This window comes from Streptomyces sp. NBC_01190, from assembly GCF_045039895.1.
In the GTDB taxonomy this organism is placed as follows: domain Bacteria; phylum Actinomycetota; class Actinomycetes; order Streptomycetales; family Streptomycetaceae; genus Actinacidiphila.
On record NZ_CP108580.1, the window covers coordinates 4,894,927 to 4,909,389 of the forward strand.

The 14,463-nt window shown below is 72.6% G+C and carries 15 protein-coding genes; 3 read left to right on the forward strand and 12 right to left on the reverse strand.

Features of this window, described 5'->3' with window-relative positions; translation table 11 throughout:
• Positions 1 to 43: 43 nt before the first annotated feature.
• From OG519_RS20430 to OG519_RS20440, 3 genes are all read right to left on the reverse strand, one after another.
• Positions 44 to 190 carry a hypothetical protein gene (locus OG519_RS20430; protein WP_405585886.1) on the reverse strand — a complete coding sequence of 49 codons (147 nt, stop codon included), beginning with the start codon at positions 188 to 190 and terminating at the stop codon, positions 44 to 46.
• A 447-nt stretch (positions 191 to 637) separates the two neighbouring features.
• Positions 638 to 1,063: an RDD family protein gene (locus OG519_RS20435; RefSeq protein ID WP_405585889.1), complete on the reverse strand. Its 426-nt coding sequence runs from the start codon at positions 1,061 to 1,063 to the stop codon at positions 638 to 640.
• Positions 1,064 to 1,291: 228 nt separating this feature from the next.
• On the reverse strand, positions 1,292 to 2,203 hold the full coding sequence (locus tag OG519_RS20440) for a DUF3152 domain-containing protein (RefSeq protein ID WP_405585892.1): 912 nt from the start codon (positions 2,201 to 2,203) through the stop codon (positions 1,292 to 1,294).
• 182 nt (positions 2,204 to 2,385) lie between these two features.
• Between OG519_RS20440 and OG519_RS20445 the strand changes: the two genes are divergently transcribed.
• The 3 genes from OG519_RS20445 to OG519_RS20455 all read left to right on the forward strand — a co-directional run bounded on the left by OG519_RS20445 (position 2,386) and on the right by OG519_RS20455 (position 5,452).
• Complete coding sequence (locus OG519_RS20445; protein ID WP_405585895.1) at positions 2,386 to 3,075, forward strand: response regulator; 690 nt, start codon at positions 2,386 to 2,388, stop codon at positions 3,073 to 3,075.
• Positions 3,076 to 3,224: 149 nt separating this feature from the next.
• Positions 3,225 to 4,844: a sensor histidine kinase gene (locus OG519_RS20450; protein ID WP_405592866.1), complete on the forward strand. Its 1,620-nt coding sequence runs from the start codon at positions 3,225 to 3,227 to the stop codon at positions 4,842 to 4,844.
• The gene (locus OG519_RS20455; protein ID WP_405585898.1) at positions 4,841 to 5,452 is read left to right on the forward strand and encodes a hypothetical protein; all 612 of its coding nucleotides are present in this window, start codon (positions 4,841 to 4,843) and stop codon (positions 5,450 to 5,452) included. Before OG519_RS20450 ends, OG519_RS20455 begins: the two co-directional genes overlap by 4 nt.
• Positions 5,453 to 5,479: 27 nt before the next feature.
• On the opposite strand, the gene OG519_RS20460 is transcribed toward OG519_RS20455, so the two are convergent.
• From OG519_RS20460 to OG519_RS20500, 9 genes are all read right to left on the reverse strand, one after another.
• Positions 5,480 to 6,262 carry a hypothetical protein gene (locus OG519_RS20460; RefSeq protein WP_405585900.1) on the reverse strand — a complete coding sequence of 261 codons (783 nt, stop codon included), beginning with the start codon at positions 6,260 to 6,262 and terminating at the stop codon, positions 5,480 to 5,482.
• 48 nt (positions 6,263 to 6,310) lie between these two features.
• Positions 6,311 to 7,072 carry an SDR family oxidoreductase gene (locus OG519_RS20465; protein WP_405585903.1) on the reverse strand — a complete coding sequence of 254 codons (762 nt, stop codon included), beginning with the start codon at positions 7,070 to 7,072 and terminating at the stop codon, positions 6,311 to 6,313.
• 247 nt (positions 7,073 to 7,319) lie between these two features.
• Positions 7,320 to 8,258: a bifunctional 5,10-methylenetetrahydrofolate dehydrogenase/5,10-methenyltetrahydrofolate cyclohydrolase gene (locus OG519_RS20470; RefSeq protein ID WP_405585906.1), complete on the reverse strand. Its 939-nt coding sequence runs from the start codon at positions 8,256 to 8,258 to the stop codon at positions 7,320 to 7,322.
• The gene (locus OG519_RS20475; protein WP_405585909.1) at positions 8,255 to 8,875 is read right to left on the reverse strand and encodes a cyclodeaminase/cyclohydrolase family protein; all 621 of its coding nucleotides are present in this window, start codon (positions 8,873 to 8,875) and stop codon (positions 8,255 to 8,257) included. The genes OG519_RS20470 and OG519_RS20475 overlap by 4 nt, the downstream gene beginning before the upstream one ends.
• Positions 8,876 to 9,072: 197 nt before the next feature.
• Positions 9,073 to 9,312 carry an SCO5918 family protein gene (locus tag OG519_RS20480; RefSeq protein WP_405592868.1) on the reverse strand — a complete coding sequence of 80 codons (240 nt, stop codon included), beginning with the start codon at positions 9,310 to 9,312 and terminating at the stop codon, positions 9,073 to 9,075.
• A 166-nt stretch (positions 9,313 to 9,478) separates the two neighbouring features.
• Positions 9,479 to 10,594, reverse strand: a complete 1,116-nt coding sequence (locus OG519_RS20485) for a fatty acid desaturase family protein (RefSeq protein WP_405585912.1) — start codon at positions 10,592 to 10,594, stop codon at positions 9,479 to 9,481.
• A gap of 793 nt (positions 10,595 to 11,387) precedes the next feature.
• Positions 11,388 to 13,073, reverse strand: coding sequence for a DEAD/DEAH box helicase (locus OG519_RS20490; protein ID WP_405585915.1), 1,686 nt, complete (start codon positions 13,071 to 13,073; stop codon positions 11,388 to 11,390).
• 184 nt (positions 13,074 to 13,257) lie between these two features.
• Positions 13,258 to 13,461, reverse strand: a complete 204-nt coding sequence (locus OG519_RS20495; protein ID WP_329135225.1) for a cold-shock protein — start codon at positions 13,459 to 13,461, stop codon at positions 13,258 to 13,260.
• A gap of 331 nt (positions 13,462 to 13,792) precedes the next feature.
• Positions 13,793 to 14,221: a hypothetical protein gene (locus OG519_RS20500; RefSeq protein ID WP_405585917.1), complete on the reverse strand. Its 429-nt coding sequence runs from the start codon at positions 14,219 to 14,221 to the stop codon at positions 13,793 to 13,795.
• Between the last annotated feature and the right edge of the window lie 242 nt (positions 14,222 to 14,463).

A 14,463-nucleotide genomic window follows, 5' to 3' on the forward strand; every position in this document is an offset into this window, starting at 1 on the left:
GCTCTGGGGCCGGCGCCAACCCGCAAGCCAGAGGATCCGGGCCTCAAAGGGGCGCGAGGAACCGCGCGAGCAACCCACCACCGGCCAGCACACGAATGTGTTGCAGAACCGGTTGGAACTGCGGACTGCCATGCCAGTGACCAGCAGTGATGATCAGCGAGAGCGGCTTTTGCCCCTGCTCGACCGCCAAGTGCGGCTTGGTGGTCAGTCCACCGCGCGACCGGCCGAGGCCATGGTCGCCCGGCTCTGTGGAGACACCACCGGGAGGATCCTTCCGCAGAGCCCCTTTTTACGCGCGCTCTGGCAGCGTGCTGGTGGGCGCGGGCAACGCTGGAGTCCACGCTGACGTCCCAGGTGATCAGGCCTTTCGCGTCAGCTTCGGCTTGCGGTCGCACGAAGACGCGCTGCCAGGTGCCGTCGCGCTGCCAGCGCGGGAACAGGTCGTAGGACCGGTCCCTGGGCCCTCCACTTTCGCAACAGACCCTAGTAGCCGGCGGCTCGTACGTGGCGCCGTAACGGGTCGCGGGCGAGGCCCCGTTGACCGGGTTCCGCGGGCGGAGACGTCCGCGGAACCCGGGCCCGGGCCGGTCGGGCCGACCTCAACCCGCCCTGGCGGGTGAGACGCCCGGCGGCGAGGTCAGGGCCTGATCACCACGCTGGAGACGATCTTGTCCGCGAAGGTCTGCCGCTTGGAGTCCCAGGCCGGCCAGAGGAAGCCGAGAAGGCAGGGGAGGGCGTCCACGATGTGCAGCACCTTGCGGCCGAGCGCGAGACCGAAGCCGAGCAGGTTGCCGTCGGCGGCGCGGAGGGTGCGGGTGCCCACGACCTTCTTGCCGGGGGTCTGACCGGTCGTACCCTCCATCCAGCAGAGGGCGAGGAGGACGATCAGCGACCACAGGTCCGAGATCGCCCGGCCCGCGCCGCCGCCGATCGCCAACCCGAAGATCAGATTCGGCACGCCGGCGAAAAGGCCGTCGATCAGCGAGGAAAGGACCCGCCAGCCCCAGTTGGCCAGCGGCGGAATGCCGGCCGGCGGCTGACCGTACGCGTCCTGCGGCGGCACCCCTCCCGGGTAGGGCTGGCCGTACGGATCGGGTGCTCCGTACGGACCGGGCTGTGCGTACGGGTTCGGCTGCCCATAGGGATCGGGCTGGCCGTAAGGTCCGGGTTGTCCCCCCGGAGTGGAGCCATATGGAGGTGGCTGGTTCTCACTCATGGCAGTGAGTAAAGCAGTTGGTAGTCACAACGGAGCAACAAGTGTCCGACAGCTTGTCTTCGCAGGCCCGGGCGGTCAGGGCGCCGGCGGACCGGCGAGGTAATGACCGTGGGAATCGTACGGCCAGGCGTTGGCGACGCAGCCGTGCAGACCGTCTATCTGCTGCATCATCGCGGGGGCCGGCTTGCCGGGTCCCGGGCAGCCCTCGTGGCCGTGGCCGATGCGGTGGCCGACCTCGTGATTGATGATCAGGGCGCGGTACTGGTCGATGGGTCCGGGAAACTCGGGGGAACCGGTGTTCCAGCGCTTCAGGTTGACGATCACCTGGTCGCCGACGTCGCAGTTGACCTCGCCGTGGGTGTGCAGACCCGCGGCCCCGCAGATCGCGTCCACGGTCACGGGGGTGGCGATCTTGACCTCGAAGTCGTAGGAGCCGCTGGAGACGAGCTGGAAGGCGTCGTGGCCGTCGGCGGTCCAGCCGCGCGGGTCGCCCAGGATCCGCTGGATCTCCCGGGCGGCGCTCGTGGCGGAGACACCGGTGCCGCCCTCGACCTGGACCTTGTACCGCCGGACGGTTCCGCTGCCCACCGACTTCCCGTTGGCCCTGGCGGTGGTGAAGTCACCGGTCCCGGTCTCCGGCGTGGAGCCGGCGGGCGCCGTGTCGGGCGCGGTCGGTGTCGGCGAGATGGCCCGCGGTGTCGCGACGAAATCCCCGGAGGAGGACGACGAGGACCCGGCGGGAGCCCCGGGGGCGCCCGGCACCTTCGGCGGGACGGCCACCCGCGTCTCCCCGGCGGGCCTGCTCGACGTGCTCGACGCCTTCCCGTCCCCGCCGTTGCGGAAAACCAGCAGGGAGCCGAGCAGACCGACGACCACCACCCCGCCGAGCAGCAGCGCCCGATACCGACGGCGGGGGCGACCGCCTCGGTGGGAGGTTCCGGTGCCGCCGGCGACCGGCCGGGATTTCCGCTGTTGTACCGAGTGCATGGCAGCTCACCTTGCGGTTGCCAGGTGATCGCCCCTTGCCCAAGCAATGACGAAACGGTAACGGAGCCATCCGGCTCGGCGACGATCCGCAGGTCCGGCCCTTGTGTGATCCTTCTGTAACGGCTGTCCTCCCAGCCGCCTCAGCAGGTGGACGCCGCAGGTCGCTCGCGCATACTGGCCGCATGTCCCGAGTCCTGCTCGTCGAAGACGACCCCGCGGTGCGCAGGGGCGTCCAGCTCGCGCTGCGGCACCAGGGGCATGACGTCTCCGCCGCGGCGACCGGCGAGGAGGGTCTGGAACGGCTGCGCTCCTTCCGCCCCGATGTCGTCGTGCTCGACCTCATGCTGCCCGGGATACCCGGGCTCGACGTGTGCCGGCGGATCCGGGAGCGCGACCAGGTGCCGATCATCATGGTCACCGCCCGCGGCGACGACATCGACGTGGTGGTCGGACTCGAGGCGGGCGCCGACGACTACGTGGTCAAGCCGGTGCAGGCCCGGGTGCTCGACGCCCGCATACGGGCGGTGCTGCGCCGGCTCGACGCGTCCGCCGCGGACCTCGCCAGGCCCCGGGCGGAGTCCCACGGTGATCTGATCATCGACCGGGCCGGGCTGCTGGTGACCCACCACGGCGAACGGGTCCCGCTCGCGCCGTCCGAGCTGCGGCTGCTGCTGACCCTGTCGGCGTCACCGGGCCAGGTGCTCAGTCGCCAGCAGCTCCTGGAGGCGGTCTGGGAGCACAGCTACCACGGCGACATCCGGCTGGTGGACGCCTGCGTCAAGCGGCTGCGCGGCAAGCTCGGCGAACTCAGCGGCGATCCGCGCTACATCCAGACCGTCCGCGGCTTCGGTTACCGCTTCCGTTCCTCGTGAGCGGCGTGAGCGGCGTGAGCGGCCTGAGCGGCGGGGACGGCGGGAGCGGCCCGAACGGTCAGAACGGCCGGCACGCCCGGCACGGCCGGAGCACCGCCACCCGCCCGAACCGCCCGAACCGCCCGCGGCCGCCCCGGGGCCCGCGGGCCCTGCTCGCGAAGGCACCCCTCCCGCTGCGCGGCCTGCGCTTCCGCCTGGTGGTCGGCTTCGCCCTCGTCGCCGTGGTCAGCGCCCTCAGCACCGGCGCCCTCGCCTTCAGGGAAGCCCGTACCGGTGTGTTGCAGCAGAGCCAGGACGCCACCATCAGACAGTTCCGCAACAGCGTCGACGCGCTGGCCGCCCAGATCCAGATCCCGTCGGCCGCGGACCAGGCGACCATGGAGGCGCTCGCCCAACAGGTGTCCCGGGCCAACCAGTCACAGGGCTGGCAGGTACTGGCCAGCTACGGCAGCCTGCGGGTCGGCTTCGGCGCTGACGGCGCCGCCGCCGCGCTCACCCCCGAACTTCTCGAATCGGTGCGCACCCAGCCCGCCGCCGTCTTCCAACGGGTGAACATCCACGGCGAACCGCTGCTCGTCGTCGGCCTGCCCGTCACCTACCACGGCACGGACGGAGTGCCCGCCCTCTCGGGGCTGGTGATGTACCTGGTGGTCCCCCAGAACACCGAGGAGGCCTACGTCAGGGCGATGATCACCGCCATCGAGCACGCCACCTGGGTGGCGCTCGGCCTCGCCGTCCTGCTGGCGCTGCTGGCCGCGAGCGGGGTGCTGCGGCCGGTACGGGCGCTGCGCCGGGCGACCCGCAGGATGGCCGAGGGGCACCTCGACGTGCGGCTCGCCGTCAACGGCTCGGACGAACTCGCCGACCTGTCCCAGACCTTCAACGACACGGCCGCCGCGCTGGAGCAGTCGGTCAGCGAACTGCGCCGCCTGGAGGCCCAGGCCCGCCGCTTCGTCGCCGACGTCTCGCATGAACTGCGCACCCCGCTGGCCGCGATGTCGGCGGTCACCGACGTGCTGGACGAGGACGCGGCGCACCTGGACCGGGAGACCGGCGACGCGCTGCGGCTGATCAGCGAGGGGACCCAGCGGCTCAGCCGGCTGGTGGACGACCTGATGGAGATCTCCCGCTTCGACGCGGGCGCCGCCCGGCTCAACCTCGACGAGATCGACCTGGCGGAGTCGGTGACGCGTACGCTCGCCTCGCGCGGCTGGCTCGACCAGGTCGAGACCCGGCTGCCGGGACCCGGGGTGCTCAGAACGCGGGTGGATCCGCGCCGGCTCGACGTCGTGGTGGCCAATCTGGTCGGCAACGCGCTGCGGCACGGCGCGCCGCCGGTCCGCCTGTCGCTGCGGGTGAACGACGAGCGGCCGGGCGGCGCGTGGGCCGTCATCGAGGTGGCCGACAACGGCCCCGGCATCCCGGACGCCGCGATGCCCCACATCTTCGAACGCTTCTACAAGGCGGCCACCCACCGCAGCCGCAGTGAGAGCAGCGGTCTCGGGCTCGCCATCACAGTGGAGAACGTCCATCTGCACGGCGGGCGGATCCGCGCCGCCAACCGGCCCGAGGGCGGCTCGGCCTTCATCGTCGAACTCCCGCTGCGCCGCGACTCGGCGGACGCGGACCCCATGGACCCCGCCAGCGACGACCTTACGGATCCCATCATGGACGACGCCCCGGACCACAGCATGGACCTCGGCAGCGCGAACGGCAGCGGCCACGGCGCCTCCCCCGGCACCCAGGACCGGCGGGCGGCCACCTCATGAGGCGCGCCCGTACCGCGGCCGTACTGACCGGACTCGCCGCCGTCCTCACCCTGTCGGCGTGCGGGGTCCCGCCCTCCGGCGTCATACAGGCGGGCGACCCGGCGACCGGTCTGACCCCCGCGATCAGTCTCTACTTCACCTCCGGCGGCAAGCTCCTGGCGATCTCCCGCCCGGTCGAAGCGGACGTCACCACCGCCGTGGCGCTGCTCTTCGAAGGGCCCGACCCGATGGAGGCCTCGAAGATCGGCACCGCGCTGCCCTGGGTGAAGGTGCCGCCCGTGGTGGTGGACGCCGGCCCCGCGCTCGTCCTCGTCCGTCTCCACGACGGCGTGCCCCGGATCAGCCCGCTGGGCATGAGCCAACTGGTCTGCACGGTCGCCGGAGTGCTGCGGCAGAACCCCGACCCCGCCCCGCCCGCGAACAACCGGCCGACCTCCGTACCGCTACGCGACTCGCCCGCGTCCACCCCGACCGGCAAAACGACTCCGGCGAGTCCGGGCTCCCCGCTCGCCCTCCCCCGACCGACCGCCCGGCAGCATGTGACGGTCCGGGTGACCGCACCCGGCTGGTCGGCGACCCAGGGCGACGAATCCTGCCCCACCGGCTGACCGCTGACCGCTCCCCGCAAGCCGGTCTCAGGACGCCAGCACGCGCATCAAGTGCCGCATCGCCACCGGCAGGACCGGGCGGAGGTCGGTGATGTCGGGCTGCGGGGGCTCGGCGCCGGGGGAGTTGCCCGGGCCGCTCCAACCGCTGTAGGCGTAGACACCGATGGTGAGCACGGCGCCGCCGTGCAGGACTTCCAGGGTCTGCTCGCTCGGACCCCGCGACTCCAGGAAGGCGCCGTCGGCGAGGCCGGGGAGGGGCTCGACCTGTTCGCCGCTGAAAATCGAGTCGCTGGTGCTGAGCCCTAGGCTGCCGCCGCTTCCGCCGCCCGTGACGCTGGAGATCCTTACCTGACTGGCGTTCTCGAACTCGGCGCGGGGATCGGTCTTCTTGTGCAGCTCGACGGAGACGGAGACGTTGTATTCGTTGGTCCCGGCCCCGTCGGCCGATGCCTCGACGCTCAGCGTGCACGACGCCTGGTCGAGCGCGGGTCCCCGGCGCACATTCGTCGGGGCAGTCGCGAGGGTGGGCCCGTGCAGGGCGTCGGTGAGGGGCTTGAGGCCGTCGCCGTCGCAGAGACTGCCCCCGAGGTGATAGCCGTGCAGGTCGGGGGCCGTGTCATGGCCGAGCGCCGTCCCGTTGAGCAGCGCCGCCCAGACCGCGGAACTCGCCACGACGCCGCCCAGCGCCCACGCCCACGGTCGGCCGCGCCACGCCGACCGGTCCGCGCCCGGCGCCCGGTCGGCGTCGCTGAGCACGTCCGCGGGCCGGTCCGCGCCCGACTCGTCCCACATCTCCGGCTCTGTGATCACCTGGTTCCCCCCAGTCACCGTATGACCACACTTTACGGCTCACGACCCCTACTTCTCCCGGTACACCTTGGTGTTGCTCGCCTGGGCGCGTGGCCGCAGCACCAGCAGGTCGACGTTGACGTGCGAGGGGCGGGTGACCGTCCAGGCGATGGTGTCGGCGACGTCCTCGGCGGTCAGCGGTTCCGGCACGCCCGCGTAGACCCCGGCGGCGCGGTCCGTGTCGCCGCGGAAACGGGTGAGCGCGAACTCCTCGGTCTTCACCATGCCGGGCGCGATCTCGATGATCCGGACCGGCTGGCCGTTGAGCTCCAGCCGCAGGGTCTCGGCTATGGCGTGCGCGCCGTGCTTGGCGGCCACATAACCGCCGCCCCCTTCATAGGTGCCGAGACCCGCCGTGGAGGAGATCACCACGATCGTGCCGTCGCCGGAGGCGGTCAGCGCGGGCAGCAGCGCCTGCGTCACGTTGAGCACCCCGATCACATTGACCTCGTACATCGTCCGCCAGTCGGCCGGGTCGGCGGTGGCGACCGGATCCAGGCCCAGCGCGCCGCCCGCGTTGTTGATCAGCACGTCACACTCGGCCAGCGAGGTGGCGAAAGCGTCAACGGCGGCCCGGTCGGTGACGTCGAGGACGTGCACGACACTGCTGTGCCCGGCGGCGGAGAGGTCCTTGGCGAGCGCGTCCAGCCGGTCGGCGCGGCGGGCGACGAGCACCACATGGAAGCCGGCCTCGGCGAGGCGGCGGGCGGTCGCGGCACCGATGCCGCTGCTGGCTCCGGTGACCACTGCGGTACGCGGACGGGGACTCATGTCGGGGCTGCCTTTCCTGGTGGGTCCTGGGGCGTTCCCCGGTCCGCGGACCGGGGCTCATCGGCTCCCTGAGCAGCATATGTTGCCCCGGGATCCTGACGCCGTCCCTGTGGACAACCCCTGTGGACAACCGCTGTGGACACGGTGCAGATACCCCGTGAGCTGGGCTTTCGGCGCTCCGCGGTGTCAACAGCCGCCCGGATCAGACCAGTTCAGATGAGGCCAGTTCAGATCAGGGAAGTCCAGTTCAGTCGACGGAGACCATCGCCGCCTGCACCGTGTGGTGCAGGAGCAGCGCCGTGGTGATCGGTCCCACCCCGCCCGGGACGGGCGAGAGCGCCCCCGCCTTGCCGGCGACGGATTCCGCGTCCACGTCGCCGACCAAGCCGCCGTCCGCCGTCGGGTTCGTCCCGACGTCGACCACGACCGCGCCGTCCGCGAGGTGCTCCGCGGTGATCAGCCCGGGGCGGCCGGCCGCCGCGACCACGATGTCCGCCCGGCGGGTGACGGCGGCCAGGTCGGTGGTCCGGGAGTGGCAGACGGTGACCGTCGCGTCCCGGTCGAGCAGCAGATGGGCGACGGGTTTGCCGACCACCGTGGAGCGGCCGACGACCGCGACCGTACGGCCGGCGAGCGCGATCCCGTGCGCGTCGAGCAGTTCCAGGACGGCCGCGGCGGTGGCCGGCGCGAAAGCCGGCAGCCCGGCGGCCAGCCGCCCGAGGCTCAGCGGGTTGGCGCCGTCCACGTCCTTCTCGGGCGCGATGGCGGCGGCCAGTTCCGCGGCGACCGCGCCCTGGGGGAGCGGCGTCTGGAGGATCACCCCGTGCACGGCCGGGTCGGCGCTCAGCTCCGCCGGCCGCCGCCGGATCATGGCGGGTTCGGCGTCGGCCGGCAGCCGTACGGTGTCGCAGGTGATCCCGGCCTTCCCGGCGGCCCGCGCGATGGACCGCACGTACCAGGCCGTCGACTCGTCCTCGGTGGCGACCACCACGGCAAGCAGCGGGTTCGTCCCCCGCGTGGTCAGCTCGGCGGCCAACTCCGCTACCTCGGCGCGCAGTTGCGCCGCGCGCCCGGTCCCGCGGAGGACGCCGGCCTCCGCCGTGCCCTGCTGCCCGCCGGGACTCTGCCGGCCCCCGGCCCGCCCGTCCTGCCCGTCCTGCCCGGCCCGCCCGTCCTGTGGACTCATCGCGCGATCCTCTCCCGTACCGCCCCGGTCACCGCTTCCGCCCGGGCCGCCAGCGCGTCCACCTCGTCGGCCGACGCGGTCAGCTCGGCGCGTACCGCCGCGTCCTTGATGCCGCCGAGGTTGATCTCGACATTGACCCGGGCGGTGGTGGCCGCCGCGCGGGCCGCCTCGGTGGCGGCGGCGATGTCGGTGACGACGTTGGGGTTGCCGTAGGGGAGCAACTGCTCGGCCAGCGAGACGAGACCGGCCGCCAGCCCGATCACCGCGGCCGGCGGGCGGGCCGCGCCGACCAGGGCGTCGGCGATGGCCTGGGAGCGGGCCGCCTTCTGCCCGTCGTCGGCCCGCGGCAGCTTGTACCCCTCGGTGACGGCGGTGAAGGCCGCCGCGTCCTCGACCGCCAACTCCAGCGCGCGCTCCCGGAGCCGGTCGACCTCGACGATGATCGCGGCGACCTCCTCGGCGTGCGCCGCGTACTTGTCGCCGGTGGTGTAGCGGGCCACCATGCCGAGCAGGGCGGCGGCCTGTGCCGCGTGCAGGGCGGCCGCCGCGCCGCCGCCGGGCGCCGGCTCGCGGGCGGCGAGCCGTTCGAGATAGCCGCTGATCGTCTGGTCGTGCACCGGGCCGCCCTTCGTGCCGTGTCCCTGTCGGCGCAGGTCCTCCGCCCCGATCCTACGGGCGCCGACCGGGATGATCGCCGGGGATCGCGGGCCCGGCGGGCCGTGATCCGAGCGGCGATCCGGGCGGCGACGCGGCGGATGGCCCCGGCCGGGCCGGGGCCATCCGCCGGATCATTCGGAGCCGGTTCGAGACCGGGTCATTCGGAGCCGTTACGCATGGGGAATCCCAGCGCGGTCATCGCCCGCTGCACTTCGCCCGAGCTGAAATCGCGCCGGTCCTGGCGGGTGATGACGGCCCCCACCTGCATGATGGGGTAACTGATGCCACCGATCTCGACCGATACACCCGTAACGGGCTCGGGGGCGACACCGTTCATCGCCTCTTCCACCTCGTTCCGGTGGAAGTAGAAGTGTCGGCGGGCGATGGTGACGCGCATCATGCCTCAGCAAGGGGACGGAGGGGGTGGAGCCGGAGGTGCCAGACTCTCACGATCGTGGCGGTGGGGACACCCGGGAAGGGTCCGAGGCGGCCCAGCGCCCCGCTGGAGGGCTCAGCGGGGTGCTGATCCCTCCAGCGGGGCGCTGGGCCGGATCCGGGAGGGTTCAGGAGGGCTGCGGAGCCGCGCGCAGCGGCGCTCCGACGCGGTGCAGATGCCGCAACGCCTGCGCGTACGAGGCGAACAGCCCGGTCTCGGTGTAGTCGACGCCGAGCTCCTCGCAGTACCTCCGCACGATGGGGCGGACCCGGCGCAGGTGCGGAGTGGGCATGCTCGGGAAGAGATGGTGCTCTATCTGGTAGTTGAGCCCGCCGAGCGCCACGTCGACGAACCAGCCGCCGCGTACGTTGCGGGAGGTGAGCACCTGGCGGCGCAGGAAGTCCGGGCGGTCGGTGCCGGTGAGCGTCGGCATGCCCTTGTGGTTGGGCGCGAAGGTGCAGCCCATGTAGACGCCGAAGACGCCCTGGTGGACGGCGATGAAGGCGAGCGCCTGGAGCGGGGTCAGCACCAGGAACAGCACCGAGAGGTAGCCGGCGACGTGCACGCCGAGCAGCGCCGCTTCCAGGCCGCGCTGCTTGAACGCCGGGCGGAACAGCGCGCGTACGCCGGCCACGTGCAGGTTCATGCCTTCCAGCGTGAGCAGCGGGAAGAAGAGGTACGCCTGGCTGCCGCCGATGAGCCGGGCCACGCCGCGGGCCGCGCGTGCCTGGTCGGTGGACCAGAGCAGGACGTCCGGGTTGACGTCGGGGTCGAGTTCCTCGTGGTTGGGGTTGGCGTGGTGGCGGGTGTGCTTGTCCTGCCACCAGCCGTAGCTCATGCCGACGCACAGGTTGCCGGCGATCCGGCCCGCCACCTCGCTCGGCCGGCGCAGCCGGAACACCTGGCGGTGCGCGATGTCGTGCGCGACCAGGGCGATCTGGGAGAACATCACCCCCAGGGCGGCCGCGGTGAGGAGCTGCCACCATGAGCTGCCGAGGACGCCGAACACCGCCCAGACGCCCGCGTAGAGGAGGGCGACGCTGCCTATCCGCGTCACGTAGTACCCGGGCCGCCGCCTCAGCAGGCCGGCGCCGGCCACCTGCCGGGCCAGCTTGGCGAAGTCGCTGCCGGCGTCGCGCGGGGTTCCGGCGAGGGTCCCGTCGGAGCATTCGACGAGGGCCGCGGGGAGCGTGTCGTCCGTTGGCGGCGAGGTCGAGAGTACGGTCACGGGTTTGCTCGACATGGCTTGGGCCCGTCCCCGGGTGCGTGGACCCGGCGTATCCACTCACCGCAGGATGACACCGTCTAAGGTCCGGCATGCGAGATGTCCTCGGCTCTGCCAGCGTACCGGTCGGCGGAGGAAGTCCGTCCGGCTCCCGTCTTGACGGCAGCCGGACCGCCCCCTCCGGCCAGGTGGAAATCCGGTGTCCGGCCCGTGTCCGCCGGATGTCCGGAGGCGGCTGAGAGCCGCGCCCCGCTCGGCGAGTTCGGCTCCGCCGGTCCGCACGGCGGCTACCGCCGGGGTCCCGCAGCCGGGATGGCCGGGAGCCCAGGTGGCTCCGCCACGAGGCCTTCCGGCCACTCCACGCCGAAGGCATGGGCGGCACGGCACAGGTGCCGCGGCCGGAAAGACCGGCTCCGGTCGCGGTGTCCCGTGCGGCGCTACCGCTCGGTCGCCGAGGCGGCGCGACTGAGCCGACCCGTGCGGGGCACCCCCTGATTCCGGCCACCGCGTGGGCATCAGGCGGCGTTCCGCCGGGGCCCGCGGCGGCGCGACTCAGCCGTACCGGTTGGGTGCCGTGCAGGGCACCCCCCGATTTCGGCCACCGCGTGGGCGCCAGGCGGCGTTCCGGCGGGGGCCGGGAGCCGCCGGAGCCGTTGCCGTCGGCCCGCGGCGGCGCGACTCGCGGCGTCCCGTGCGGCGCGTCCCGTGCGGCGCTACCGCTCGGTCGCCGCGGCGGCGCGACTCAGCCCGACCCGGCTATGCGGTCGGGTGCCGTGCGGGGCACCCGCCGATTTCGGTCACCGCGTGGGCGTCAAGCGGCGTTGCGGCGGGGCTGGGAGCGGGAGGAGCGGGGGCTGCCGCTTCGGCCGCCGGCGCCGTTGCCGCCGCGGCCCGTGCCGCCGGCCGAGCCGGCGCCGTTGCCCGATCGCCCGGAGCCGAAGCCGGCCGCCGTGCGTCCGGTGCCGCCGCCCGTGCCGCGTCCCGAACCTCCGCCGGTACGGCGTCCGGTGCCGCCGCCGGAACCCGTCCCGGCGGCGGATCCGGTGCCCGAGCCTGCCGCGCGCGTCGCGGAGCCGCCGCTGCCGCCGCCGCTGCGGCCACGGCCGCGCCTGCCGCGTCCCGCGGACGAACCGCCGCCGCTGCCGCCGGCCGCCGCGGCAGGCTCCGGCACGGCGATGGTGACCGGGATGCCGGACGGCACCCTGGCCCCGGTGATCCGGGCCAACTCGGCGTCGCTGGAGTGCACTTGGGCCGTACGAGGGGCGATGCCTGCGTGGACCATCAGCCGGTCCATGTCCCGGCGCTGGTCGGGCAGCACCAGCGTCACCACGCTGCCGGACGCGCCGGCCCGCGCCGTACGGCCGCCGCGGTGCAGGTAGTCCTTGTGGTCGGCGGGCGGGTCGACGTTGACGACCAGGTCGAGGTCGTCGATGTGGATGCCGCGGGCCGCCACGTTGGTGGCGACCAGGGCCGTCACATCGCCGTTCTTGAACTGCGCCAGCGTGCGGTTGCGCTGCGGCTGCGACTTGCCGCCGTGCAGCGCTCCCGCCCGTACGCCGCCGGCCAGCAGGTCGCGGGTGAGCCGGTCCACCGCTCGCTTGCTGTCCATGAAGAGCAGCACGCGGCCCTCGCGGGCGGCGATCCGCAGCGTGGCGGCGCGCTTGTCGTCGGTGGCGACCTGGAGCACGTGGTGCTCCATGGTGGTCACCGCGCCGGCCGAGGGGTCGACCGAGTGGACCACCGGGTCGTCGAGGAACATCCGGACCAGCTTGTCCACGTTCCGGTCCAGGGTCGCCGAGAAGAGCATCCGCTGACCGCCCGGCATCACCTGCTGGAGCAGCGCGGTGACCTGCGGCATGAAGCCCATGTCGGCCATCTGGTCGGCCTCGTCGAGCACGGTGATGGCGACCCGGTCGAGCCGGCAGTCCCGGCGCTCGATCAGGTCCTTCAGCCGTCCCGGCGTGGCGACGACCACCTCGACGCCCTCCCGCAGCGCGCCGGCCTGGCGGCCGATCGACATCCCGCCGACGACGGTGGTCAGCCGGAGACGCAGCGTGCGGGCGTAGGGGGTGAGCGCGTCGGTGACCTGCTGGGCCAGCTCGCGGGTGGGGACGAGGACAAGGGCGAGCGGCTGGCGGGGCTCGGCGCGCTGTCCGGCGGTACGGGCCAGCAGCGCCAGACCGAAGGCGAGCGTCTTGCCGGAGCCGGTACGGCCGCGGCCCAGCACGTCCCGGCCGGCCAGCGAGTTCGGCAGCGTGGCGCCCTGGATCGGGAACGGCACGGTGACGCCCTGCCGGGTCAGCTCGGCGAGCAGCGGCGCGGGCATGTCGAGGTCGGCGAAGGCCTCGACGGCCGGCAGCGCCGGGGTGACACTCACCGGCAACGCGAACTCACCCTGCGGCGCGACCGGTCGGCCGCCGCCCGCGCGCGAGGGGCCGGAGCGGCGGGGCGAACTCGTGGAATAACGCGTCGAGGTGCGTCGGCCTTTGCCATTCATGCGTGGAGTCTTCCTAGAAGGCGGCGCGTGCCAGGAAAGACTCCGCAGCGTGCAGGTGGGGCGGAGACTCGCAGAACGAGCCGAACAGATGAATGAATGGGAAACCAATTCATGGGGAACAGCAGAAAAGCCGGGTCCCGCGCCCGAAAGTGCGGGACCCAGCCCTGGTGGTGCCGGCCCAGGATCAGGCAGGAACGATGTTCTCCGCCTGCGGGCCCTTCTGGCCCTGCGTGACGTCGAAGCTGACCTTCTGGCCTTCCTGGAGCTCGCGGTAGCCCTGGGTGGCGATGTTCGAGTAGTGGGCGAAGACGTCAGCGCCGCCGCCGTCCTGCTCGATGAAGCCGAAACCCTTTTCGGCGTTGAACCACTTCACGGTGCCGGTTGCCATATCTGACTCCTCTTGATAGGGGCAGTTTCCGAGCCCGCACTTCACGGGACCGGCGTCGCTGCATTGACCCCATCTGGAGGCCGGAAAACAAAAATGCGCCCGAAGGGTCACATCCCGTCAGGCGCACACAGAGTTCATGGGTACCAAAACTGCAACTGCACTCAGTTTAGCACATGGCCCTGATCCGGCCACCGGTCGGGCCGGGTCAGACGGGGGTTCTGCGTGTCCCCGACGTTGCGGGGATCCGCCAGCGGCAAAGCGGGCGAATACCGCGAAACGGTGGAGCCGAAGTGATGGGCGCACCGGCTCGCCCCCGCCGCCGCTCGGCGCCTTACGGCCACACCAGACAGTAGAGCTGGTGCCCGGACTCCTCGCAGCGGCGGGCGAAGTCCTGCCACTCGTGCAGCATCTGATAGATGACGAAGGCGTCGCGCGGCCCCCGGCGGTCAGGGACGGTGGACCAGATGAAGGCGGCGGCGCCGAGGGACTCCTCGTTGGCGGTGCGCAGCGGCTCGACCACCGAGGCGGGCAGCCGGACCACCGCGTAGTCCGGGTGCAGCACGACGAGTTCGAGCGGCGGGACCTTGGACGGGGCTATGCCTTCGATGCCGGTCAGCACCATGGCGGCCATCGTCTCCGGCTTGACCTTGGTGTACATGCCCTGGCCGAGTTCGTCGCCGCCGAGCTCCTCGGGGCGCATGGAGATCGGGACGCGTGCCGCGGTGGCGCCGTCGGGCGCGCCGAAGTACTTGTAGGTCACCCCCACTCGGCCACCCCTGCTCCTGCCCTCTGCGGTCGATCGGTGTCATGGTCTGCGGAGTTCGCGCTCCGCGCGAGGTCCCTGGTGCTTGTGGTGTTCTTGATCGCGTTGTGCTCGGCTGCGGTGTTCATGTGTGTGTGGATCCTGCGGCGTGCGGCGTCGTCCGCCGGTCGTTCAGGTGCGCCCGAGGTCGCGGCCGTCCGGACTTTCGTCCGGCTCGCCACCACGCTGCTGCCTTCCAC